The sequence below is a fragment of the Pantoea sp. GCM10028869 genome, assembly GCF_042666835.1.
GTDB classification, from domain to species: domain Bacteria; phylum Pseudomonadota; class Gammaproteobacteria; order Enterobacterales; family Enterobacteriaceae; genus Pantoea; species Pantoea leporis.
Genome location: NZ_JBHTGO010000001.1, coordinates 722,451 through 742,319, shown reverse-complemented (window position 1 = coordinate 742,319; position 19,869 = coordinate 722,451). Strand labels below are relative to the sequence as shown.

Genomic DNA, 19,869 nt, shown 5'->3' with positions numbered 1-19,869 from the left:
CGTTACTCCGCCAGTTGGAAAATTAAGGTAATCTCCGCGCCGCCTGCAGCGCGATTTGCCAGCCGCAGCTGGCCGTTCATGCGTAACATCAAGCTCTCGACCAGCGTCATGCCTAATCCCATGCTATTGGCGCGCGAGCTGTAAAACGGCATGCAAGCCTGCGCTAATCCTTCCGCCGAGAAGCCGGGACCGTTATCGCTAATGATGATTTTGATGCCGTGAGGAATAGGTTCAGATGCCATGTTCACCCATGCATCGGGACGTCCTTGCTGCATGTGAATGGCGTTCTGCAACAGGTTATGGAACACCTGTTCCAGCCATTGGGGATCGCTCAATACTTTTGCCTGACCGTGCTGCCACTGCTGACGCAGCGTGACATCGCCCTCATCCAGTTCCTGTTGCAGCAGCACCGTCACGCGCCGCCAGATGGCTTCCGGATTCACGGCGGTCATCGCCACCGGACGTTCGCTCACGATGTCGCGAAAGCGTTGCAGCAACGCCGCGAGGCGCTCGGTTTGCAGGTTCATCGCGTTGAGCGCCTGCGGCAGATTCTCGTACTTGCCCTGTTTCAGCAGCAGCTCACTGCTGTGCAGCCAGGTGTTGATGGCTGTCAGCGGCTGATTAATTTCATGAATGATGCCAGCGGTAAACTCGCCCAATGCTTCACGTCGCGTCCGCTGGAAATAGTCCGCGCGCAGGCGCATCTCCACGTGCTGACGCCAGTGACGCAGTAGCCACCAGCCTAAACCGCCAATTACCAGCCACACCAGCAGCGCCAGCATAAATGGCAGCGCATGCAGCGCACGCCAGTCGGGATTGGCGCTGCCTTTCAGCAAGAATGGCTGATAGTGATTGATGAACGGCCGCTGCCATTGCCAGCGCGCGGTGTCCGAATAGTTCACCGTTTGCATGGCGGGCGGTGCGTGGATATGAAAAGCCAGCGCCAGCGCCACATCCGAGGTTTGCAGGGCAAAATGCAAATCGATCAGCATGCGAATCTGGCGATAGGGATTGTAGAGCCAATAGCGACCACCGCTCACTTCTTCAAAACGCGGCGCGGTTAACGGACGATTTACGGTGTGTTCCAACAGGACAAGCTGCGGGAATTTGCTCTGCAAAGAGGCGAGTTCCTCATCGCCATTCAGCAGCGGCAACAGCGTTTCATTCTGCGTTTGATAGGCGGCGAGACGGTTAAACTGCTGGTTAAATCGCGCCTCGCCGACACGCTGCTGCTGCAAAATTTGATCGGTAAATAACGCTATCAAGGTGATCAGCGTTAACAGCAGCCAGACCAGCCAATACCTTTTCATCCATGGTCGGTAAGTGTGCGGCATAGAGTTCCGTGGTTATGCAGTAAAGAAGTACTCCAGCAAAGGAGGCCTGACTAAAGTCAAACGTTTTAACCCGCGCCGTAGAGGGATTCAACGACTTTTCCCGGTCGTCGCGTGTTTTCAGAAGTGTGCCTGGCGCGTGGTTGCTGCTATCCGGACCACCCGTTGCTAGAGCAATGGCTTCAATTAGGAAGAAATTTAGGTAAAACATGAGACGCAGAAGAAATGCACCAGCTCACTCTCGTTGCTGGTGCGAAGGGAAATGAAACTGCTGTTAGCTATTGCGCTGTAAGTGGCTACTCACAAATGCGCGACAGCGCGCGGAGAGGGGATCGCTGAACACCTGCTGCGGCGAACCGGCTTCCTCAATCTTGCCCTGATGCAGGAACACCGCTTTGTTCGAGACATCGCGTGCAAAGCCCATTTCGTGTGTGACGATGATCATGGTGCGCCCCTCTTCCGCCAGGCTACGAATCACGCGCAACACTTCGCCTACCAGCTCAGGATCAAGCGCGGAGGTCGGCTCATCAAACAGAATGGCTTTCGGCTGCTGCGCCAGCGCACGGGCAATCGCCACGCGCTGTTGCTGACCACCCGAAAGCTGCGATGGCCACGCGTTACGCTTCTCGTACAATCCCACTTTTTGCAGCAGCGCTTCGGCCTCTTCAATCGCCTCTTTACTGCTGCGCTTCTGCACATGAATTGGCGCTTCGATGATGTTCTGCAGCACGGTTTTGTGCGGCCACAGGTTGAAACCCTGGAAGACAAAACCGAGCTGCATACGCATCAGCTTGATACGGCGCTGCTGCTCGCGGCTCAACTTCTCATCGGGATTATCGATAGTGACCACTTCGTCACCCACCGCGATTTCCCCGCCCTGCGGCACTTCTAAAAATGGAATGCAGCGCAATAAGGTACTTTTGCCAGAGCCGCTGGCACCAATCAGCGAAATCACGTCGCCATCCTGCGCCGTCAGGCTAATATCGTGCAGCACTTCGTGCCCGCTATAACTTTTTCTGAGATGACTCAGTGCGATAGTGGGTTTACTCATGGACGTGCTCCAACGTGATAAGGGGACAAACGGCGCTCCAGCAGCGCCACCGCTTTACTCACCAGCACGGTCAGTAGCAGATAGATAATCGCCGCGCTAATAAACACCTCCAGCGCGCGGAAGGTCTCGGAGACAATGGAATCAGCGATGCCGGTCATCTCCATCAAACTGATGGTGCTGACCAGCGAGGTCGATTTGATCATCGAGATAATTTCATTGCTGTAAGCCGGTAATGCCTGACGCACCGCCAGCGGCAGCGTAATGCGGCGCAGCGTGGTGAAGCGCGACATACCGCTCACTTTGGCAGCTTCCAGCGACTGCACGCTCACTGCGTTTAACCCGCCGCGCAGAATCTCCGAGGTGTAAGCCGCATCGTTAAGAATTAATGCAATCAAACCGCACCAATAAGGATCGCGCAACAGCGGCCACAGCACGCTTTCGCGCACCGCTGGCAAGCTGCCGAGGCCGTAATAGATCATGAAGATCTGAATCAGCAGCGGCGTGCCGCGAAACACCCAGACATAGAAACGCGTAACGTAGCTTCCGAAGCGATTCTGCCGCAGCAGATTGAGCAGCAGCGCCAATACGCCGCCGCCCAACAGTGACAGCAGCGCCAGATTCAGCGTCAGCGGCAGGCCGCGCAGCAGTGCAGCTAAGGTGTGCTGCAGGAAAGTGACATCCATCGTGGCTCCTTACAACCGCGCGCGTTGTTGCCCGCGCATGGCCACTTTTTCCACATAGCGGAAAACAAAATCGGAACAGGTGGTGATGATCAGGTAGATCACCGCGCCAACGCTGTAGAAGAAGAACGGCATTTGCGTCGAGTTGGAGGCGGTGGAGATCTGGTTCATGGTTTCCACCAAACCAGTGACCGAAACCAGCGCCGACTCCTTGATCACCGATTGCCACTGATTTCCCATGCCCGGCAGCGCGGTTTTCAGCGCCTGCGGCACAATCATGCGGCGGAACAGCATCAATCGGCCCATGCCCGTAACCGTTGCGGCTTCCAGCGTCCCTTTCGGGATTGCGTAGAACGCACCGCGGAACACGCTACTTTGATATGCGCCGGAGATGAGGCCGATGGCAATCGCGCCGGCGACAAAGCCATTCACGTCGAACGGACCTTGCAAGCCGAGACTTTCCCCGACAAACGACACCACCTGACGTCCACCAAAATAGAACAGGTAGATCACCAGCAGCTCCGGCACACCACGAAACAGCGTGATGTAGCCTTTGGCGAGCCGCTGCTGCCAGCGGCCGCCACCAATCTGCATCCAGCACAGCAGGCTGCCAAGGATTGCGCCCAGCAGCCATGCACACAATGAAACGGTGACGGTTACCGTGGCGGCGTTAAGCAACACGCCGCCCCAACCTTCGTCACCAAAACCTAAGATTTGCCAATCAATAGCCATAAGCGCCTGGAATTACTCTTTAGGTGCGACGTTTTCGCCGAACCATTTTTCAGACAGTTGCTTCAGCGTGCCATCTTTGATCATGGAATTTAACGCCGAATCCAGCGCCGCTTTCAGCTCCGGATTGTTTTTCTGAATCGCGATAGCGGAACCCTGGCCCAACACGCCGCCCGAGAAACCGTAACCGGTGCTGTTCACCGTATCGGCATGCTTTTTCACATAGGCATTCAGGTTAGTGCGTGATGCCATTACCGCATCAACGCGGCCATTCAGCAGATCGGCGAAGGTTTCCGGGCCGGCCTGATACGTGCGAATCGTCGCCACATCCGCCAGATATTTGTTGAGGAAGTCCGCCTGAATGGTGGCAACCTGCACCGCAATGGTTTTGCCTTTGAATTTGGCTTTCAACGCATCGATAGATTTGGTCATCGCGGCTTCGTCATCCGCCAGCACCACTTCGCCATTGCCTGGCAAGGTATCAACCGCGCTGCCCTTCAGGGTGACGAAACCTGAAACACTGACGGTGTACTGGCGGGAGAAATCTACCACTTCTTCACGCTTCGGCGTGACGGTCACGGCATCGATTACCGCGTCATATTTGCCGTCGACTAAACCCGGAATCATACCGGACCATTTCTGTGCCACGATTTCGTATTTGAAACCGGCTCGTTTAGCGATTTCAGCCACCATATCCGGCTCATAACCGACGATTTTGCCGTTCGGCGTAGATTGGTTAAATGGCGGATAAGCGGCTTCGGTGGCGAATTTCAGCGTGCCAAAATCTTTTGCCTGCACCAGAGCGGAAGAGGCAAGCAGCAGCATGCCCACAGAAGCGGTAAACAGTCCATTACGCATCATCATAAAACCTCTAAGTTCGTTATTTTGAGAGTAAATCAATGGCTAAACGGGCTAATGCCTGCGTGCCGGCATGGATACTGCGCTCGTCGGGTTGGTAATCCGAATTATGCAGATGGTCGTCGCGTCCCGGTGCACCGGATCCAATGTGGATTTGGCAACCTGGCGCGCGCTCGGTAAACAGCGAGAAATCTTCGGCACCAAAGCTGGCGCTCGGTTTGGCGATAATCGCTTTACCAAACTGATGCGACAAAATCGGTTCCAGCACATCAATCAACGCATCGTCGTTCATCAACGGCGGTACACCGCGCTGATAATTGACCTCAACGCGCACATTCAGCGACAGCGCGACGCCCTCGCAGATACGTTTGAACGCCTCTTCAATGTGCGCACGCGCCGCCGGTGATTTGGCGCGCACTGTGCCCTGAATCAGGCAGCTATCGGAAATAATGTTGTGAGTGGTGCCGCCATGAATATGGCCGATGGTCAGCACCGCTGAATTGGCGGGATCGAGTTCGCGCGAAATAATGGTTTGCAGCTGGCTCACCAGATTGACGGCAGCAATGATCGGATCGGTTCCCATGTGCGGACGGGCCGCGTGGGTTGATTTACCGTGCACTACCACATCAAACTCATCGCTGGAAGCGGTGCTGGCGCCGCGCGTTAAGCCGATTTCACCGGCGGCCAGTTCCGGTTTGTTGTGCAGCGTGATGGCCAGATCGACGCCCTCTGCCGCGCCATCAGCGATCATCGCTTCGGCCCCGCTATCGGGCGTCTCTTCTGCTGGCTGGAAAATCAAACGTAACGTGCCATGCAGCTGCGCGCGATAGTGCGGCACTATCGCCGCCACGCCGAGCATCGTCGCGGTGTGAATATCGTGGCCGCAGGCGTGCATTTTGCCGGGATATTGGCTGCTGAAAGGTAAGCCGGTTTGTTCGTGGATTGGCAACGCATCCATATCCGCGCGTAACAGCACGGTTTTACCGGGATGCGCGCCGACAATATCAACCATCACGCCACTTCTGCCAACGCCGGTTTGCGGCGTCAGATCCAGGCGCAGCAGTTCCTGCTCAACGATGTGGGCGGTGCGGACGGTGTCGAAACCCAGCTCCGGATGCGCGTGTATATCACGGCGGATGGCGATGAGATGCGCCTGCATGCTTTCACTTTTGGCGCTGATGTCCCTGGCTAAAACATCTTTATGATCGGTCATATGCAAAGATCTTTTTCAGGCGTAAACCTGGCCTTTATGGCATTTTTATTAAAATTGACTCCGTATTTATTCACAGCCCCCGGCAGAATGCAACGCGCAATCCGTTGCTTTACTTGCTGAATTTTCGCGATATTTTGCTAATTCACTGCCTTGACAGGATAAAACCCCATGTCTGCATCATTAAGCAGTTATAACATTCATGATCCTGCGTGGATCATCAGTTTTACTGATTTCGTTATTGAACAAATATCAGCCGCTAACCTGCGCTAAAAGCCAATCGCGCACCGCCATCACCGACGCCTGCTGGCGCGGACGGCGCGGCCACACCAGATACCAACCGGCATCCAGGGTCATTTGCTGCGTAAACGCGGGCACCAACCGTCCGCTGGTGAGATCGTTCTGCACGAAATGCGGGCTGGTGAGCGCAATGCCCTGCCCGCTGATCGCCGCTTCCAGCGCCAGCGCGGTTTGATTGAAACGCAGGTGATGCTGATGATGCAGCGATAAATTCGGGAAGGTAAACGCGAGAAATGCAGGCCACAGATGGTGACCATCGTGCAACAAGGCGTAGCGCTGAAAGTTGTCGCTTGCTGCCGGATCGCCAAGCTCGGCTAACAGCGCAGGACTCACCACCGCTAATACCGTTTGGCTAAACAGCAAAGTGGCATCAAGACCCGCGCCAAACGGTGGCCTGCCATAACGCACCGCTAAATCGACGCCTTCATGATGAAACTGCACCAGCCGCTCAGAAGCCAACACGCGCAGATCGATATCCGGCCATGCGGTGGTAAAGCCCGGTAAACGCGGCAGCATCCAGCGGCTGGCAAAGGTGGGTGTAACGCTCAGCGTTAAGCGATTCGGTTCTGGTCGCAGCGTGCGCGTGGCTTCATCGATCAATTCAAATGCCTGACGAATGCTGACCGCATAGCCCGCACCCGCGCCGGTCAGCGCCAGCGTGCGCGGCAATCGATCAAACAATTTCAGTCCAAGGCTGGCTTCCAGACCACGAATTTGCTGCGCCACCGCGCCCTGTGTGACGCCTAACTCTTCCGCTGCCAGGCGAAAGTTAAGATGGCGCGTCACCGCTTCAAACACTTTCAACCCATTGAGCGGCGGTAGTTCGCTGAATCCCTGACTCATCCTGTAGTTTTCCTATCGTCAATTGGCAAACAGACTGACTCTCTGCTGCCAAAATTACCTTTTATACTGGTTTTAATCGATTTTTAATTAACAGGAAGATCAATGATGACAGTAGAAAAAGTTGCAATAATCGTCGCCGGTGGCAGCGGAATGGGAGCAGCAGCGGCTGAGAAACTGGCAAGCGATGGCTATAAAGTGGCAATCCTCTCCTCCTCCGGCAAAGGTGAAGCGCTGGCGGAGCGTCTGGGCGGTTTGGGCGTGACCGGTTCTAATCAATCGGTAGCGGATCTGCAGAAGCTGGTGGATCAAACGCTGGCGCGCTGGGGCCGAATAGATGTGCTGGTGAACAGCGCCGGTCATGGTCCGCGCGCGCCGATTTTGGCGTTAACCGATGAGCAGTGGCAGCTTGGCATGGAAACCTATTTTTTAAATGTGGTACGCGCCACGCGTCTGGTCACGCCAATCATGCAGAAACAAGGCGGCGGCAGCATTATCAACATCTCCTCCGCTTGGACGTTTGAGCCAACCGATATGTTCCCGACCTCAGCGGTGTTCCGCGCCGGCCTGGCATCCTTCACCAAAATCTTTGCTGATGCCTACGCGGCCGATAACATCCGCATCAACAATGTGCTGCCTGGCTGGATCGACAGCTTGCCGAAAACCGATGAACGTCGGGATAGTGTGCCATTACAGCGTTACGGTACGTCTGAAGAAGTGGCGGCGACCATCGCCTTCCTGGCTTCGCCTGGCGCAGCCTATATTACCGCTCAGAATATTCGTGTTGATGGTGGCGTGACGCGCAACGTTTAGCGAGTAAATGCGTAGTGTTCAGCCGCTCAGGGATCAGCGCCCTGCGCGGCTTTTCTTTTATTTATGGTTTACATTCCAGACCAAAAACAAGACTGGTCTCGTCGATTTCATTACCTCATAAAAGACAGAATAGTCTGATTCGCTGACAGGGATTTCTTACTTCAGCCAACGAACTTTCTTCTTAAATTCTGATTTGAGGTCGCTATGCAATCGATTTTACGTTCACGTTTCACTTCTTTTCTGACAGTTGAACGCCGTGTAGTTTGGCAAATGATTTTTACCGGCTGCGCGGTATTCTGGATTTTGATGGTCGTCGCCATCATGAGCATTCGCTAAGCTAATGCGCCTGTAATCGGCCGGACAGCTGTTCCGGCGGTAACAACTCAAACGCCCGCTTCATCTCCCGCGCCTCTTCTGCCGGACTGCGACCAAACAGCCTTTTGAACTCACGATTAAACTGCGAATCACTTTCATAGCCGACGCGCGCTGCGGCACCTGCGGCGGTAAGATTGTCGCGGATCATCATCAGACGCGCCTGATGCAATCGCAGCGATTTTAGATATTGAATCGGCGAGGTTTGCGTAACCGTTTTGAAATGCAGATGGAAGCGCGGCACGCTCATCCCGGCTTCATTCGCCAGATGCGGTACATCCAGCGGCTGACGCCAGTCGGCATGTATACGCTGCAAAGCCCGCGCGATACGACCAAAATGGCCTTGATAAGTTAACGCTGCACGCACCGCGCCACCCTGCTCGCCCATTAATACGCGAAAACAGATCTCTTCGACCCGCGCGGGTCCCAACACTTTGGCTTCAAGCGGATCGCTCAACGCTTCCAATAAACGCAGTGTGCTCTGCGCCAGGATTTCATTGATTGGTGTGGAGATGATGCCCGCCGGCGCAGCGGTTACCGCCGATTCACTGCTGGCCAGCTGCGCCACCAACCTCGCTACCATGGCAACATCCAGACGAATCGCGATGCCCAGCAGCGGCTCTTCTGATGTGGCTTCCGTCTCGGCAGAAAACGGCAGCGGCACTGACAACACCAGATAGTGCTGCGCATCATAGCGATACATCTTGTCGGCGAGAAAAGCTCGTTTTGATCCCTGGCAAATAATAATGATGCTCGGCTCATACAGTACCGGCGTGCGCGCCCACTGCCGATCGGCCCGCATAAAGCGCACGCTATCAAGCAGTGATTCGGTATAGCCTTCCTGACGCGCCAGCTGGATGAGTAAAGCGCAGGTGCGCTGTTGCACGGATTGCGACATAAATAATTTCCACTGAGATATTCAGGCAAAGCATAGCCATCAAGCTGCTGTTTGCACAATACACGCGAGAGGATCAGGCAAAGATGCGCCACAATCCGGTCTGTTGCGCATTGCGTGATTTATCAACAATAGCCTCGTCAATTCAACGAGGAATGCATCATGAACACAGCGAAGAAAGTGATTATTTTGACAGGTGCCAGCAGCGGCATAGGCGAAGGCATTGCACGTCATCTGGCGCAGCAAGGTCATCAACTGGTGCTTGGCGCGCGTCGAACCGATCGTCTGCAAACGTTATGTGATGAGCTGCGTTTTGGCGGCGCGAATGTGGATTATCTCGCCACCGACGTCACCCAACGCGCTGATACCCAGCAGCTGGCCGATTTTGCACGGGAAAAATATGGCCGTATTGATGTGATGATCAACAATGCCGGCGTCATGCCGCTGTCACCCATGAGTTCAATGAAAGTCGATGAATGGGACTTGATGCTCGACGTCAATGTTCGCGGCGTGCTGTATGGCATTGCGGCGGTGCTGCCCACCATGCAAGCGCAGCAGTTTGGTCACATTATTAATATCGCTTCGGTTGGCGCGCTAACCGTTTCGCCGACCGCCGCCGTTTACTGCGCCACTAAATTCGCCGTACGCGCGATTTCCGATGGCCTGCGTCAGGAGTCGCAACATCTGCGGGTTACGGTGATCAATCCCGGCGTAGTCGAATCTGAACTGGCGGATAGCATCACCGATAGCACCGCGCGTGAAGCGATGAAAAGCTATCGCCAGATCGCGCTCCAGCCAGCAGCGATTGCCAACGCGGTGAGTTGGGCCATCGATCAACCTGGCGAAGTGGATACCAGTGAAATCACCGTGCGCCCTACTGCCAGCGCACATTAAGCAGTAACAACTGTGGCGATTTCAGGCTGAAATCGCCAGCTTTCACTCCTCGCGCTTGAGCCGTGCAGCGGCACTTTCTGTCGCCGCACGTCGGCGAGCAATAAAATCCTGCATCTGGCTTTTTGCCTCGGCCAAACGTTGCGGCGAGGCGCTGCGCGGTGAACCTGAATGGAATGGCGGCGCCGGATCGTACTCCATCTGCAGCTGGATATTTTCTGCGATTTCACGTCCAAGCAGCTCTTCCGCTACGGTTAACGCAAAATCAATACCCGAGGTGACGCCCGCGCCAGTGATGCGGTTGCGATCGCGCACAACGCGTTCGGCTACCGGCGTGGCACCGAGCAGGCTCAGCTGATCAAGCGAACCCCAATGCGACGTCGCGCGATATCCCTGCAACAATCCCGCAGCACCTAACACCAGCGAACCGGTACACACTGAAGTTATCCACTTTGCGTTCTCCGCCATACGACGGACAAAATCCAGCGTTTCGTCATCGTCCATCAGCGCAATTTGTCCGGGACCGCCAGGAATGCAGATCAAATCGAGTTGCGGGCAATCGGTAAAGGTCACGGTGGGTACGATCGCCAGACCGCGATCCGACATCACCGGCTGGCGATCTTTCCAAATCAGATAATTGTTAGCGTTGGGCATGCGGGCAAACACTTCCCACGGACCGGTGAGATCGAGCTGCGTGAGGTTGGGGAACAGCAGCAGACCAATATTAAAGGACATCTTTCGCTCCAGATCGCAGGAAGTTGTAAAAAATGCAGGCATTCAGCGGTTAAAGCCAACCGGCCTTTTTCAGCCGCCACCACATCACGCAGCAGATAACAACAGTAATGCCCACCACGGCGGGATAGCCAAAGTGCGTGTGCAACTCCGGCATATCGGGGAAGTTCATGCCGTACATACTGAAAATGATGGTGGGCACAATCAGGATCGCCCCCCAACCGGCGAGCTTTTTGTTTACTTCGCTTTGCTGCACCGACACCAGCGCCAGATTCACCTGCATCGCGCTGGTGAGCATTTCGCGCATGTCTTCCGCATCAATCATCACGTGATGCGCGTGGTCCTGTACGTCACGCAGATAGGCGCGCAGATTTTTCGGGATGATATCTTCGTGGAAGCGCACCAGCTGCTGGCAGATTTCCGTCACCGGCAGCGCCGCATTGCGTAGCGCCAGCAGTTCACGGCGCAGGTGATAAACGTTTTGCAACGCGTCGCTGTCAAAACGCGTAGTAAACATGCCCTGTTCCAGCCCGCCAATGCGATCGTTAAGTGATTCGGTGATTTTGCTGTAGTTATCGACGATGAAATCGAGGATGCAATAGAGCGCATAACCCGGACCTTCACACAGTAATACGTGGTTCTTTTCGGCTTTGGTGCGGATGTCAGCATAACCTTCCGATGAACCGTGACGCACGGTGATCAGGAAGTTTTTGCCAAGGAAGAAGTGGGTTTCGCCGAAAGTGATGCGCTGCAAATCGTCCATGTGCGCGGTTTTTACCACAATAAATACCGAATCGCCGTACTGCTCAATCTTTGGTCGCTGATGCGCCACCAGCGCATCTTCAATCGCCAGTTCGTGCAGGCTGAACTCCTGCTGCAGCGTCTGCATAAAAGCCGGTTCTGGTTGGTACAAACCCATCCAGACGAAGGATTTCTCTTCTTTTAATACTTCACTAATATCAGCGATGTCGACATGCTCTTCACGCTTACCGTGGCGATACGCTACGCAATTAATGACCATATTCGCGCCGTCCTTGTTGTTTTCACTTTTTTTCATTTTAGCCTTAAAGCTCGCGTACCATTTCGACGCAGGGAAGATTGGCTTGCGCCAGCGCCGAGGGATAAAGCGTCTCACGCACCACACGAAAACCGTGGCGCAGATAAAAGCCGCTCGCATTGGGCGTGGCGGCGAGCGTCAGTTTATCAAAACCCCGCTGACGCGCTTCATTGATGATTGCCTGCATGATGGCGCTGGCATAACCTTTGCCGTTGCAGGCGGGCAGCGTGAAGATCGCTTCAACGCTGCCGTTGTGCAAGTCAAGAAATCCGGTCGCGGCCACGCCATATTCAGCATCCTCAACCACATAAAACGGATGGCTTCTGACCGCCTCGAAATAGCCGGACGGTAACGCATCGGGTGTCCATGCACTGATAACATCAGCGGGATAAACGCCCCGGCAACCGTGGCGAATGGCAAGGTTGCGGATGCGCCACAACGTGGCCGTTTCATCACAGCGGGCTAAACGCGGTTTCATACGTTTTCCTCTATGCTAGTAATCCGTGGAGTATCACAGTAACAAAACTCATCAGGAAGATAACGCCGGTTCCGGCTACAAAAGGTTACGACAATGCAACTCACTTCATCACGTTTGTTTCTTCGTCCGGTTGAACCCACCGATGTTCAGCGCCTGTTTGCCATCTATGGCGATCCCGCTACCAATATGTTCAATCCGGCGGGTCCGTTTCCCGATTTAGCCTTTGCAGAGGAGGTGTTAAATCGCTGGCTGGCGCACTGGCAATCCTTTCCCTTTGGTAACTGGGCAATTTGCCTGCGGGAACAGCCGGATGAGGTTATCGGATTTGGTGGTTTATCGGTGCGCGAGTTTGCTGGCAAGCCGGTAAACAATCTTGGCTATCGTCTGGCGAAAGAGGCGTGGGGAAAAGGTTTCGCCACGGAGTTTGCACGAAGGGTTATCGCTTATGGCTTCGATGAATGCCAGCTTCCGGTTATTGATGCGGCGGTGCGTCAGGACCATATAGCATCACAGCAGGTACTGGAAAAGGCGGGACTGCGCTGTTACGGCCAGGTTCACGATGTCCCGGGCGCGCCCGCCAGTTTGGTATATGAATTACGCGCGCAAACCTGGCGCGATCAGGGCACGCCGAAGTAACGTAGCAACGCGGTCATTAGTGCGGCACCGATAATTACCAGGATTAGCGGTGTGCGCCGCCAGGCCAAAAACACCGCAAACAGCACGCCGGCGATGCGCGCCACGCCGGCAAAATGCGTGCCTTCAAACAGCGCGGTGGTAACGGCCACCGCCAGCAGCAAAACGGTGGCAGCATCGGATAGCATATTGCGTGCGCGATCCGACATCTGCATGCGGCTGCCCAGACGATAACCGGCGAAACGAATCGCATAAGTGCCTACCGCCAGCAGCGCGATGCCGCCAATGATCAGATTATTTTGCATTTTTACGCTCCCGCCAGCTCAGTAATCCCAGCAGTGAAAACAGCACCGGCATGCCCGCTGGCACAAACGGTGTCGCCAGCACAGACAGCGTGGTGCCGAGCGTAGCGGGGATCAGCGTACGACGCTGACGCAGCGCCGGGAATATCAGGGCAATCAGGATCGCTGGGAACACCGCATCCAGACCAATGGCCGATACGTCGGGAATAAAGCGCCCGATCACCGCACCGCCAATTACCGACAGCGGCCAGATGGTGAAAATACCTAATCCGCAAATCCAGTACGCGGCACGACGTTGCGCCAGTTTTGGCTGGGAAATACCAAACACCACGCTTTCATCATTCATGATGTGGCATCCCAACAAACTGCGGCTGCCTTTACCAACCAGATCTTTCACCGCAATGCCAAACGGCAGATGACGCGCGTTGACCAGCAAACCCGCCGCCGCCGCCGTTAATGGACTGCCGCCGCCAGCCACGATGCCGATAAACAGGAATTCCGACGCGCCCGCCAGCACCAGCGTTGATAGTGCAATCGGCACCCACAGCGGAAACCCTTCCGCTGCCGCCAGCGAACCGTAAGAGAGCCCGACAATGCCGTCGGCAAGACAAACCAGGAAAATGGCCTTTATTACTCCGCGATCAAGCGGTACTGCACCCAGACGCATCACAATTTGATCTCATATCGAACAGGAAAGCCGTTATAATGAACGCGCCAGAATCGTTTTACAAGACGAACAAATCGTTCGATATAAAGAACAGGAGAGGGTTTGACCACGCCAATTGATATTATTGCTGTCGGATTACTGCGCGAACGTCAGCGCGCGGGGCTTTCACTGACAGAGGTGGCGCGTCGTGCCGGCATCGCCAAATCTACGCTGTCGCAGCTCGAAGCGGGCAATGGCAATCCCAGCCTTGAAACGTTGTGGGCGCTGTGTGTGGCGCTGAACATTCCTTTCGCGCGTTTGATGGAGCCGGAAGTGAAGCGATTGCAGGTAATTCGCCGTGGCGAAGGCATGATCGTCTCGGCGGAGATGGCGGATTATCAGGCAGCATTGCTTGCAAGCTGCCCGCCCGGCGGACGCCGCGATCTCTATCTGGTCACCAGCCAACCGGGCGCGCCGCGCGATTCAAAACCGCATCCGCCGGGCTCGGTGGAGCATGTGATTATCGCGCGTGGCCGGGCGCTGGTTGGGCCGCGCGATGCGCCGGTCGAACTGCATCCCGGCGACTACATTTGCTATCCCGCTGACGAACCGCATGTGTTCGAAGCCTTAGAGCCGGATACCATGGCGGTGCAGTTGTCGGAGCAGAATTGAGTGTCGGTGGGTCAGGTCGCCATAAATGGCGCCACTATGGAATTGCAGAGTGACCATCAGAATTTCCTATTATTAAATCCGATGATTCGCGTGCGGCGCGGTGGCATGCTGTGGTTTTCGCCGCTAAGAATCAGGAACATATGGACATTATTCCCGCCCGACCTCATCACGCCGCTGCCATTCAGAAAATCTACGCCTGGCATGTGCTGCACGGCACCGCGACCTTTGAAACTGAACCACCTTCGGCGAGCGAAATGCAGAATCGCGTGCAGGATGTGCAGCAGCGCGGCGGTTTTTGGCTGGTGGCGCAGGAGGATGATCAGGTGTTGGGTTACTGCTATCTGGCGCCGTATCGCCCGCGCTATGCCTATCGCTTTACGCTGGAGGATTCGATTTACCTCGATCAGCAGCAAACCGGCAGAGGCATTGGTCGCGCACTATTGCAAAAAGCCATTGCGCTGGCAGAAGCGGCGGGATTTCGCCAAATCATCGCGATTGTTGGCGATAGCGCGAATGCCGGATCGCTGGGATTACACCAGGCGCTCGGTTTTGAGCACACCGGTGTAATGAAATCGGTGGGATTCAAACATGGCCGCTGGCTGGATACCGTAGTGATGCAGCGTTCACTCGGTCACGGCGACAGCCAGCCGCCAGAACGTTAAGCGACTGCCTCCATCGCAATCATACGATGCGTGCCCTTTTCCAGCAGATCGCGATCGTGGCTCACCAGCAACACCGCGCACTGCTGCTCGCGCGCCAGCGAGGTGATGAGCTGGATGGTTTGATGCTGCACCAGCGGATCCAGACGCGATGTGGGTTCATCGGCAAACAGAAATACCGGATCCAGCAGCATCACGCGTAACAGCGAGAAGCGCTGCAGCTCGCCGCCCGACAGTGAATCGGGACGACGCGTCAGCAGTTCCGGCGTCAGCGCCAATTGCTCCATCAGCGCATCCCGCCGCGTGGAGGCGATGCGATGACGGCGCAACACATCGTCCAGGCTTTGCGCCAGCGTGCGGGTCGGCGGAAACAGCGCAGACGGATCCTGATAAATCTTCTGGTATTTCAGCCCATCGACCGCCGCATGCCGCGTCACCTTGCCTTGCTGCGGCGTTAGCAGGCCGAGCAGCACATCGCCAAAGCTACTTTTACCGCTGCCGCTGGCACCGTGTAATCCAACGATTTCTCCGGCGTGCAGCCTGAAGTCTTGCGGCACGCCGAGCGATTTACCGCCGCGCTGCAAGCGGATGCCCTCAGCGCTCACCACCGGTTTACTGCCCATAACGGTTTGTTGCCGTGCAGGCCAGGCGGTGGGATCTGCGGCGAGTAATTCACGCGTATAGCGCTGCTGCGGTTCATGTAACACCTGTTCCGCCCTGCCCTGCTCGATCACCTTGCCTTTATGCATCACGATCACCTCACCGCTCAACTGGCGGGCCAGCGCGATGTCGTGGGTGATGGTGAGCAGTGTGCCGCCGTCGGCCACTTCCCGGCGCAGTAAGGCCGCTACCTCATCACGACGCGCCACATCCAGCCCTTTGGTGGGTTCATCGGCAATCAGTATCTCCGCGCCACCTGCTCGTGCGGCGGCAAAGGCGGCGCGCTGCGCCATCCCGCCGGAGAGTTGCCACGGAAAACGCGGCGCCGCATCCTGTAAACCAAGCTGTTGTAAATCGCGCTGGGCCGACAGTGCGCTGGTGGATTTCGCCTGTCCGCGTACATAACGATAGCCTTCCGCAATCTGCTGAAGCACTGACATGGTGGGATCCAGCGACAGCCACGGCTCCTGCGGCAGCGACGCTAATGTGCGGCCCCATAATTCACGCAACAATTCGGCATCCTGTGGCAGAGTGAAACATTGTTCGTTGATGCTCAGCGTGCCGCTGGCCTGTAAATCGTCAGGCAAAATGCCCATGATCGCTTGTGCCAGCAGGCTTTTACCTGAACCGGTTTCACCCAGCAAGGTCAGCGGTTGTCCGGGCTGCAGGGTGAAATCAACCGGTTCCACCAGCGTAGCGCTGGCGGTTGTGACGCTGATGCCGATAACCTGTAATCCTTTCATTTACGCTCCTCTTTCATTAACAGATTCAGGCTGATCAACAGCAGAAACAGCGCGATTACCGGCTGCATTAGCAGCCACGGTGCTTCCCAGGCAAACGGCAGCAGTTCGGTCATCATCAAACCCAGTTCTGGCGTCGGCGGACGTACGCCGACGCTGATAAAGCCAAGCGCGGAGACCGCCATGATGGCGCTGCTGAACGAGAACAGAGTCAACGTGGTTAATACCGGCGCTAACGCTGGCCACAGGTGTCGGCGGAAACGGTAGAACGCCGAAAAACCGAGCAACTTTGAGGCCTGCATGCCGGGTGCCTGCACAATCGGGCGCAGGGTTGCGCGCGTGACGCGGAAGAACTCCACCCACAGCACCAGCGAAATCCCCAGCCACAACATGCCGGGAGAATCCGGCGCAATCGCCGCTAACAGCAGTACCAGCAGCAATCCCGGCAGCGCCAGACACATATCGCCGAGCATGCTGAGCAGACGATCCAGCCAGCCGCCATACAGTGCGCTGAATACGCCAGCCAGCACGCCCGCAAGCAGTGCGCTCATCACACAGAGCGCCGCGAGACCCAGCGAAAGGCGCAACGCGGCACTGAGGCGCGGCAGCATGTCGCGACCAAGATGATCAAACCCGAGAAGATTGGCGCCGCTCGGCGCGTGCAGCATCTGCAGCAGATCCTGTTCCAGCGGATCGCCGTGATGAATCAGGGGCAGCAGGAAGGCGAAACCAAGCAGCAAGCACAACAGCAGCAGGCCGATAAGACGCGAAAATGAAATTGTCATGCGCGCGCTCCTCTGGGATCAAGCAGATGACAACCCGCATCCACCAGCATATTCAGCAGTACGAACAGCAGTCCGAGCGTCATGGCGCTGGCCTGAATCACCGGCACATCGCGGGCGAAGATGGCATGCACCAGCGCGTGACCAATGCCAGGCCAGGCAAACAGCGTTTCTACCACCACCACACCTTCCACCAGCCAGACAAACTGCATGCCGAACCAGGTCAATACCGGCGATGCGAGGTTGCGCAATCCATGACGACGCAATAGCGTTGCGGGCGCTAATCCTTTTTGCGCGCCCCAGCGGTAATAGCCCGAGCTGACAACCTGATACGTGGCTTCACGCACCACGCGCACGCCCACCGCGGTTAACGACAATGCTAGCGTCAACGATGGCAACAGAAAATGACGCAGCTCGCCATGCCCGGCGCTGGGCAGCCAATCGAGTTGCAGCGCCAGCAGGACAATCAGCAGCATGCCCAGCGCAAAATGCGGCACCGATTTCAGCAGCGCGCTCAGCCAGAATAACGCGCGGTCGAGCTTGCCATTGGCGTGACATCCCGCCCAAATACCCAGCGGCAAGGTGAACAGAATCGTCAGGAAAAGCGATGAACCTGCCAGCGCCAGCGTTTGACTCAGCTGCCAGCGCAGTTCATCCATCACCGGTTCGCCGGAGACCAGCGAGCGACCAAAGTTGAACTGCATCAGATCGAATAGCCAGTGCAGCAACGCGCTGCCCTGCTGCAGCGAGTCACTTAGCTCCTGCTGCACCCGCGCCACCGCACTGGCATCCACCCGATCGTAGCCATAACGACCGCTGGCAATACGCCATGCCATATCGCCGGGCAAGGACTGCACCAAAAACCAGGTGAGTAGTCCCACCGCCAACACCACAAAAGCCGCCTGCGCTACGCGCCAGCCAAGTAGTTTGAACATCATTGCTCCCACTGCATCTGACGCAGACCAAAGTGGCGTTCAAACGGATCGAGCGTGACGTTTTTCAGCTTGCTGTTAATCGCGGCCGATTGCTGATACCAGGCAATCGGGATCACCGGCAGATCTTGCTGTAACGAGGCAGTGATCAGGTTACGTGCCTGCGCACGTTCTGCCGAGTCAGTGGATTGCGTTAAGGTGTGCAACGCCGCGCTAAAACCGGCCGGATGCCAGTTCATCGCGCCCCAGTCGCCGCCCTTTTCCGCATAATCCTGCAGTAACGTGCCGGTGGGATCAGGCGTGAGTGCAAAGTTGCGTGAAAACAGCGCCAGTTGTAGACGATTGCTGTGATGCTGCGCCGGAATTTCGCTGGCGTTGGTGGAGTTGATCTTCACTTCAATGCCGACTTTGCGCAGCTGCTGCTGGATAACCATCGCCATCAGCGGCAGTTCGGGACGATCGGGGAAGGTCAGCAGCGTCACACTAAAGCGCTGGCCGTTACGTGCTAACACGCCATCTGCACCCATTTTCCAACCCGCCGCCTGCAGTTGCTGTGCCGCCTGCTGCGGATTGAATTGCAACGGTTGCAGTGCGTTGTTGTGCCATTCACCCATATTCGGCGGGAATAACTGAGTGGCCGCGCCCGGATAACGCAATACCGCCATCGCCAGCGCGTTACGGTCAATCGCCATGCTGATCGCTGCACGCACCGGCTGTTCGGCTAACAGCGGATCGCCCGCATTCAGTTTTAGCATCAGTGTGCGCGGCACCGGAATGGCGGGCAGCTGCAGCGCTGGCTTGCGTGCTAAACGCTGACGGCTGGCAGCATCCAGGTTGAATACGTAATCCGCGTCGCCGCTTTCCGCCAGCAAGGCGCGGGTTTCGGCGCGTCCGGAAGAGAGATAGCTGGCGGCCGCAATCGCCGGCTTTTCGCCCCAGTAATCGTCAAACCGTTGTACCGCCAGCGATTGCGGTGGCTGGAATGACGTCAGCATAAACGGGCCGCTGCCGATGATGCGGGTGATGTTGTTCTGCGCATCCCAGCTAGCCAACGCCAGAATCTGGGAACGGCTCTCTGCTAATACCGAAAGCAGCGGCGTAAATGGTTCGCTCAAGGTGATGGTGACGCGTTGCCCTTCCCCGCTGATAGCGGTGATCGGCGTTTTATCCAGCAGACCCGCTTTGCTGCGCGCGGTGTTGAGTGATTTCACCACCGCGGCCGCATCCAATGGCGATCCATCATGGAAGCGCACGTTGGGACGCAAATTCAATTGCCATTGCAAACCATCTGCCGATACCTGCCAGCTTTGCGCCAGCGCCGGAATGGGCTCGGCGCGTTCGTTCACTTCCACCAGCGTTTCCACCACATCCATTCGCAACAAAATGTCGCCGGAGAGTGCGGGATCGGCGCCTTTGATTTCAAACGGTGCCGCAATGCGCACCGTTTTATCCTGATGTTCAGCCGCCATTGAGGCGTAAGAAGCCAGGCCTAACGCCGAAGCGATAAGCAATTTTTTCATTGATTTCATTAAGATTTCCGACTGAAGCCGCTACATATTATGTGAGTTAATTACGTTATAACATAACAATACACATTTCAACACAG

22 protein-coding genes are annotated in these 19,869 nt (G+C 56.2%); 5 read left to right on the top strand and 17 right to left on the bottom strand.

Annotated features, from left to right (window positions below):
• Positions 1–2 precede the first annotated feature (2 nt).
• From ACFQW4_RS03380 to ACFQW4_RS03350, 7 genes are all read right to left on the bottom strand, one after another.
• Complete coding sequence (locus tag ACFQW4_RS03380; RefSeq protein WP_377723786.1) at positions 3–1,310, bottom strand: sensor histidine kinase; 1,308 nt, start codon at positions 1,308–1,310, stop codon at positions 3–5.
• Positions 1,311–1,605: 295 nt separating this feature from the next.
• A complete protein-coding gene (locus ACFQW4_RS03375; RefSeq protein ID WP_064741357.1) occupies positions 1,606–2,382 on the bottom strand; it encodes an ABC transporter ATP-binding protein in 777 nt (258 codons plus the stop codon).
• Positions 2,379–3,065, bottom strand: coding sequence for an ABC transporter permease (locus ACFQW4_RS03370; protein WP_061719022.1), 687 nt, complete (start codon positions 3,063–3,065; stop codon positions 2,379–2,381). The genes ACFQW4_RS03375 and ACFQW4_RS03370 overlap by 4 nt, the downstream gene beginning before the upstream one ends.
• Before the next feature lie 9 nt (positions 3,066–3,074).
• A complete protein-coding gene (locus tag ACFQW4_RS03365) occupies positions 3,075–3,794 on the bottom strand; it encodes an ABC transporter permease (protein WP_377723784.1) in 720 nt (239 codons plus the stop codon).
• A gap of 12 nt (positions 3,795–3,806) precedes the next feature.
• Positions 3,807–4,655: a transporter substrate-binding domain-containing protein gene (locus ACFQW4_RS03360; RefSeq protein WP_217547709.1), complete on the bottom strand. Its 849-nt coding sequence runs from the start codon at positions 4,653–4,655 to the stop codon at positions 3,807–3,809.
• Between the two features lie 16 nt (positions 4,656–4,671).
• Positions 4,672–5,862 carry a M20 family metallopeptidase gene (locus tag ACFQW4_RS03355; RefSeq protein WP_377723781.1) on the bottom strand — a complete coding sequence of 397 codons (1,191 nt, stop codon included), beginning with the start codon at positions 5,860–5,862 and terminating at the stop codon, positions 4,672–4,674.
• A 249-nt stretch (positions 5,863–6,111) separates the two neighbouring features.
• Positions 6,112–7,002, bottom strand: a complete 891-nt coding sequence (locus ACFQW4_RS03350) for a LysR substrate-binding domain-containing protein (RefSeq protein ID WP_377723779.1) — start codon at positions 7,000–7,002, stop codon at positions 6,112–6,114.
• A 105-nt stretch (positions 7,003–7,107) separates the two neighbouring features.
• On the opposite strand from ACFQW4_RS03350, the gene ACFQW4_RS03345 reads away from it, so the two are divergent.
• Entirely contained in the window at positions 7,108–7,812 is a 705-nt protein-coding gene (locus ACFQW4_RS03345) for an SDR family oxidoreductase (RefSeq protein ID WP_110867237.1), read from the top strand.
• Positions 7,813–8,149: 337 nt separating this feature from the next.
• On the opposite strand, the gene ACFQW4_RS03340 is transcribed toward ACFQW4_RS03345, so the two are convergent.
• On the bottom strand, positions 8,150–9,082 hold the full coding sequence (locus ACFQW4_RS03340) for an AraC family transcriptional regulator N-terminal domain-containing protein (RefSeq protein ID WP_377723777.1): 933 nt from the start codon (positions 9,080–9,082) through the stop codon (positions 8,150–8,152).
• Between the two features lie 159 nt (positions 9,083–9,241).
• Between ACFQW4_RS03340 and ACFQW4_RS03335 the strand changes: the two genes are divergently transcribed.
• On the top strand, positions 9,242–9,973 hold the full coding sequence (locus ACFQW4_RS03335; protein WP_377723775.1) for an SDR family oxidoreductase: 732 nt from the start codon (positions 9,242–9,244) through the stop codon (positions 9,971–9,973).
• A 42-nt stretch (positions 9,974–10,015) separates the two neighbouring features.
• On the opposite strand, the gene ACFQW4_RS03330 is transcribed toward ACFQW4_RS03335, so the two are convergent.
• From ACFQW4_RS03330 to ACFQW4_RS03320, 3 genes are read right to left on the bottom strand one after another with little or no spacing between them, the layout of a single operon-like run.
• Entirely contained in the window at positions 10,016–10,705 is a 690-nt protein-coding gene (locus ACFQW4_RS03330) for a DJ-1/PfpI family protein (protein ID WP_217547720.1), read from the bottom strand.
• 49 nt (positions 10,706–10,754) lie between these two features.
• On the bottom strand, positions 10,755–11,723 hold the full coding sequence (gene corA / locus ACFQW4_RS03325; RefSeq protein ID WP_377724007.1) for a magnesium/cobalt transporter CorA: 969 nt from the start codon (positions 11,721–11,723) through the stop codon (positions 10,755–10,757).
• Positions 11,724–11,766: 43 nt separating this feature from the next.
• A complete protein-coding gene (locus ACFQW4_RS03320; protein WP_377723773.1) occupies positions 11,767–12,237 on the bottom strand; it encodes a GNAT family N-acetyltransferase in 471 nt (156 codons plus the stop codon).
• A 93-nt stretch (positions 12,238–12,330) separates the two neighbouring features.
• On the opposite strand from ACFQW4_RS03320, the gene ACFQW4_RS03315 reads away from it, so the two are divergent.
• Positions 12,331–12,873: a GNAT family N-acetyltransferase gene (locus tag ACFQW4_RS03315; RefSeq protein WP_101761150.1), complete on the top strand. Its 543-nt coding sequence runs from the start codon at positions 12,331–12,333 to the stop codon at positions 12,871–12,873.
• Here ACFQW4_RS03315 and ACFQW4_RS03310 read toward each other — a convergent pair.
• Complete coding sequence (locus ACFQW4_RS03310; protein WP_008109204.1) at positions 12,855–13,175, bottom strand: AzlD domain-containing protein; 321 nt, start codon at positions 13,173–13,175, stop codon at positions 12,855–12,857. The two genes, ACFQW4_RS03315 and ACFQW4_RS03310, sit on opposite strands and share 19 nt — an antisense overlap.
• Positions 13,165–13,839, bottom strand: a complete 675-nt coding sequence (locus tag ACFQW4_RS03305) for an AzlC family ABC transporter permease (protein WP_110867038.1) — start codon at positions 13,837–13,839, stop codon at positions 13,165–13,167. The genes ACFQW4_RS03310 and ACFQW4_RS03305 overlap by 11 nt, the downstream gene beginning before the upstream one ends.
• 102 nt (positions 13,840–13,941) lie before the next feature.
• On the opposite strand from ACFQW4_RS03305, the gene ACFQW4_RS03300 reads away from it, so the two are divergent.
• Both ACFQW4_RS03300 and ACFQW4_RS03295 read left to right on the top strand, forming a co-directional pair.
• On the top strand, positions 13,942–14,490 hold the full coding sequence (locus ACFQW4_RS03300) for a helix-turn-helix domain-containing protein (RefSeq protein ID WP_192235427.1): 549 nt from the start codon (positions 13,942–13,944) through the stop codon (positions 14,488–14,490).
• Positions 14,491–14,630: 140 nt separating this feature from the next.
• Entirely contained in the window at positions 14,631–15,152 is a 522-nt protein-coding gene (locus ACFQW4_RS03295) for a GNAT family N-acetyltransferase (RefSeq protein ID WP_377723769.1), read from the top strand.
• Here ACFQW4_RS03295 and ACFQW4_RS03290 read toward each other — a convergent pair.
• Genes ACFQW4_RS03290 through ACFQW4_RS03275 form a run of 4 tightly spaced genes read right to left on the bottom strand, consistent with a single transcriptional unit; the run spans position 15,149 to position 19,792 of the window.
• On the bottom strand, positions 15,149–16,552 hold the full coding sequence (locus ACFQW4_RS03290; protein ID WP_377723768.1) for an ABC transporter ATP-binding protein: 1,404 nt from the start codon (positions 16,550–16,552) through the stop codon (positions 15,149–15,151). The two genes, ACFQW4_RS03295 and ACFQW4_RS03290, sit on opposite strands and share 4 nt — an antisense overlap.
• Positions 16,549–17,334 (bottom strand): ABC transporter permease, encoded by a 786-nt coding sequence (locus ACFQW4_RS03285; RefSeq protein ID WP_101761154.1) that lies wholly within the window; start codon positions 17,332–17,334, stop codon positions 16,549–16,551. The genes ACFQW4_RS03290 and ACFQW4_RS03285 overlap by 4 nt, the downstream gene beginning before the upstream one ends.
• Entirely contained in the window at positions 17,331–18,266 is a 936-nt protein-coding gene (locus ACFQW4_RS03280) for an ABC transporter permease (RefSeq protein WP_377724005.1), read from the bottom strand. Before ACFQW4_RS03280 ends, ACFQW4_RS03285 begins: the two co-directional genes overlap by 4 nt.
• Entirely contained in the window at positions 18,266–19,792 is a 1,527-nt protein-coding gene (locus tag ACFQW4_RS03275; RefSeq protein WP_377723766.1) for an ABC transporter substrate-binding protein, read from the bottom strand. The genes ACFQW4_RS03280 and ACFQW4_RS03275 overlap by 1 nt, the downstream gene beginning before the upstream one ends.
• Positions 19,793–19,869 lie beyond the last annotated feature (77 nt).

What these genes read in the sequence shown, in the direction of transcription:
- ACFQW4_RS03380 (WP_377723786.1), bottom strand. Translation starts at nt 1,310, where the DNA reads ATGAAAAGGTATTGGCTGGTCTGGCTGCTGTTAACGCTGATCACCTTG.
- ACFQW4_RS03375 (WP_064741357.1), bottom strand. Translation starts at nt 2,382, where the DNA reads ATGAGTAAACCCACTATCGCACTGAGTCATCTCAGAAAAAGTTATAGC.
- ACFQW4_RS03370 (WP_061719022.1), bottom strand. Translation starts at nt 3,065, where the DNA reads ATGGATGTCACTTTCCTGCAGCACACCTTAGCTGCACTGCTGCGCGGC.
- ACFQW4_RS03365 (WP_377723784.1), bottom strand. Translation starts at nt 3,794, where the DNA reads ATGGCTATTGATTGGCAAATCTTAGGTTTTGGTGACGAAGGTTGGGGC.
- ACFQW4_RS03360 (WP_217547709.1), bottom strand. Translation starts at nt 4,655, where the DNA reads ATGATGATGCGTAATGGACTGTTTACCGCTTCTGTGGGCATGCTGCTG.
- ACFQW4_RS03355 (WP_377723781.1), bottom strand. Translation starts at nt 5,862, where the DNA reads ATGACCGATCATAAAGATGTTTTAGCCAGGGACATCAGCGCCAAAAGT.
- ACFQW4_RS03350 (WP_377723779.1), bottom strand. Translation starts at nt 7,002, where the DNA reads ATGAGTCAGGGATTCAGCGAACTACCGCCGCTCAATGGGTTGAAAGTG.
- ACFQW4_RS03345 (WP_110867237.1), top strand. Translation starts at nt 7,108, where the DNA reads ATGACAGTAGAAAAAGTTGCAATAATCGTCGCCGGTGGCAGCGGAATG.
- ACFQW4_RS03340 (WP_377723777.1), bottom strand. Translation starts at nt 9,082, where the DNA reads ATGTCGCAATCCGTGCAACAGCGCACCTGCGCTTTACTCATCCAGCTG.
- ACFQW4_RS03335 (WP_377723775.1), top strand. Translation starts at nt 9,242, where the DNA reads ATGAACACAGCGAAGAAAGTGATTATTTTGACAGGTGCCAGCAGCGGC.
- ACFQW4_RS03330 (WP_217547720.1), bottom strand. Translation starts at nt 10,705, where the DNA reads ATGTCCTTTAATATTGGTCTGCTGCTGTTCCCCAACCTCACGCAGCTC.
- corA (WP_377724007.1), bottom strand. Translation starts at nt 11,723, where the DNA reads ATGGTCATTAATTGCGTAGCGTATCGCCACGGTAAGCGTGAAGAGCAT.
- ACFQW4_RS03320 (WP_377723773.1), bottom strand. Translation starts at nt 12,237, where the DNA reads ATGAAACCGCGTTTAGCCCGCTGTGATGAAACGGCCACGTTGTGGCGC.
- ACFQW4_RS03315 (WP_101761150.1), top strand. Translation starts at nt 12,331, where the DNA reads ATGCAACTCACTTCATCACGTTTGTTTCTTCGTCCGGTTGAACCCACC.
- ACFQW4_RS03310 (WP_008109204.1), bottom strand. Translation starts at nt 13,175, where the DNA reads ATGCAAAATAATCTGATCATTGGCGGCATCGCGCTGCTGGCGGTAGGC.
- ACFQW4_RS03305 (WP_110867038.1), bottom strand. Translation starts at nt 13,839, where the DNA reads ATGCGTCTGGGTGCAGTACCGCTTGATCGCGGAGTAATAAAGGCCATT.
- ACFQW4_RS03295 (WP_377723769.1), top strand. Translation starts at nt 14,631, where the DNA reads ATGGACATTATTCCCGCCCGACCTCATCACGCCGCTGCCATTCAGAAA.
- ACFQW4_RS03290 (WP_377723768.1), bottom strand. Translation starts at nt 16,552, where the DNA reads ATGAAAGGATTACAGGTTATCGGCATCAGCGTCACAACCGCCAGCGCT.
- ACFQW4_RS03285 (WP_101761154.1), bottom strand. Translation starts at nt 17,334, where the DNA reads ATGACAATTTCATTTTCGCGTCTTATCGGCCTGCTGCTGTTGTGCTTG.
- ACFQW4_RS03280 (WP_377724005.1), bottom strand. Translation starts at nt 18,266, where the DNA reads ATGTTCAAACTACTTGGCTGGCGCGTAGCGCAGGCGGCTTTTGTGGTG.
- ACFQW4_RS03275 (WP_377723766.1), bottom strand. Translation starts at nt 19,792, where the DNA reads ATGAAATCAATGAAAAAATTGCTTATCGCTTCGGCGTTAGGCCTGGCT.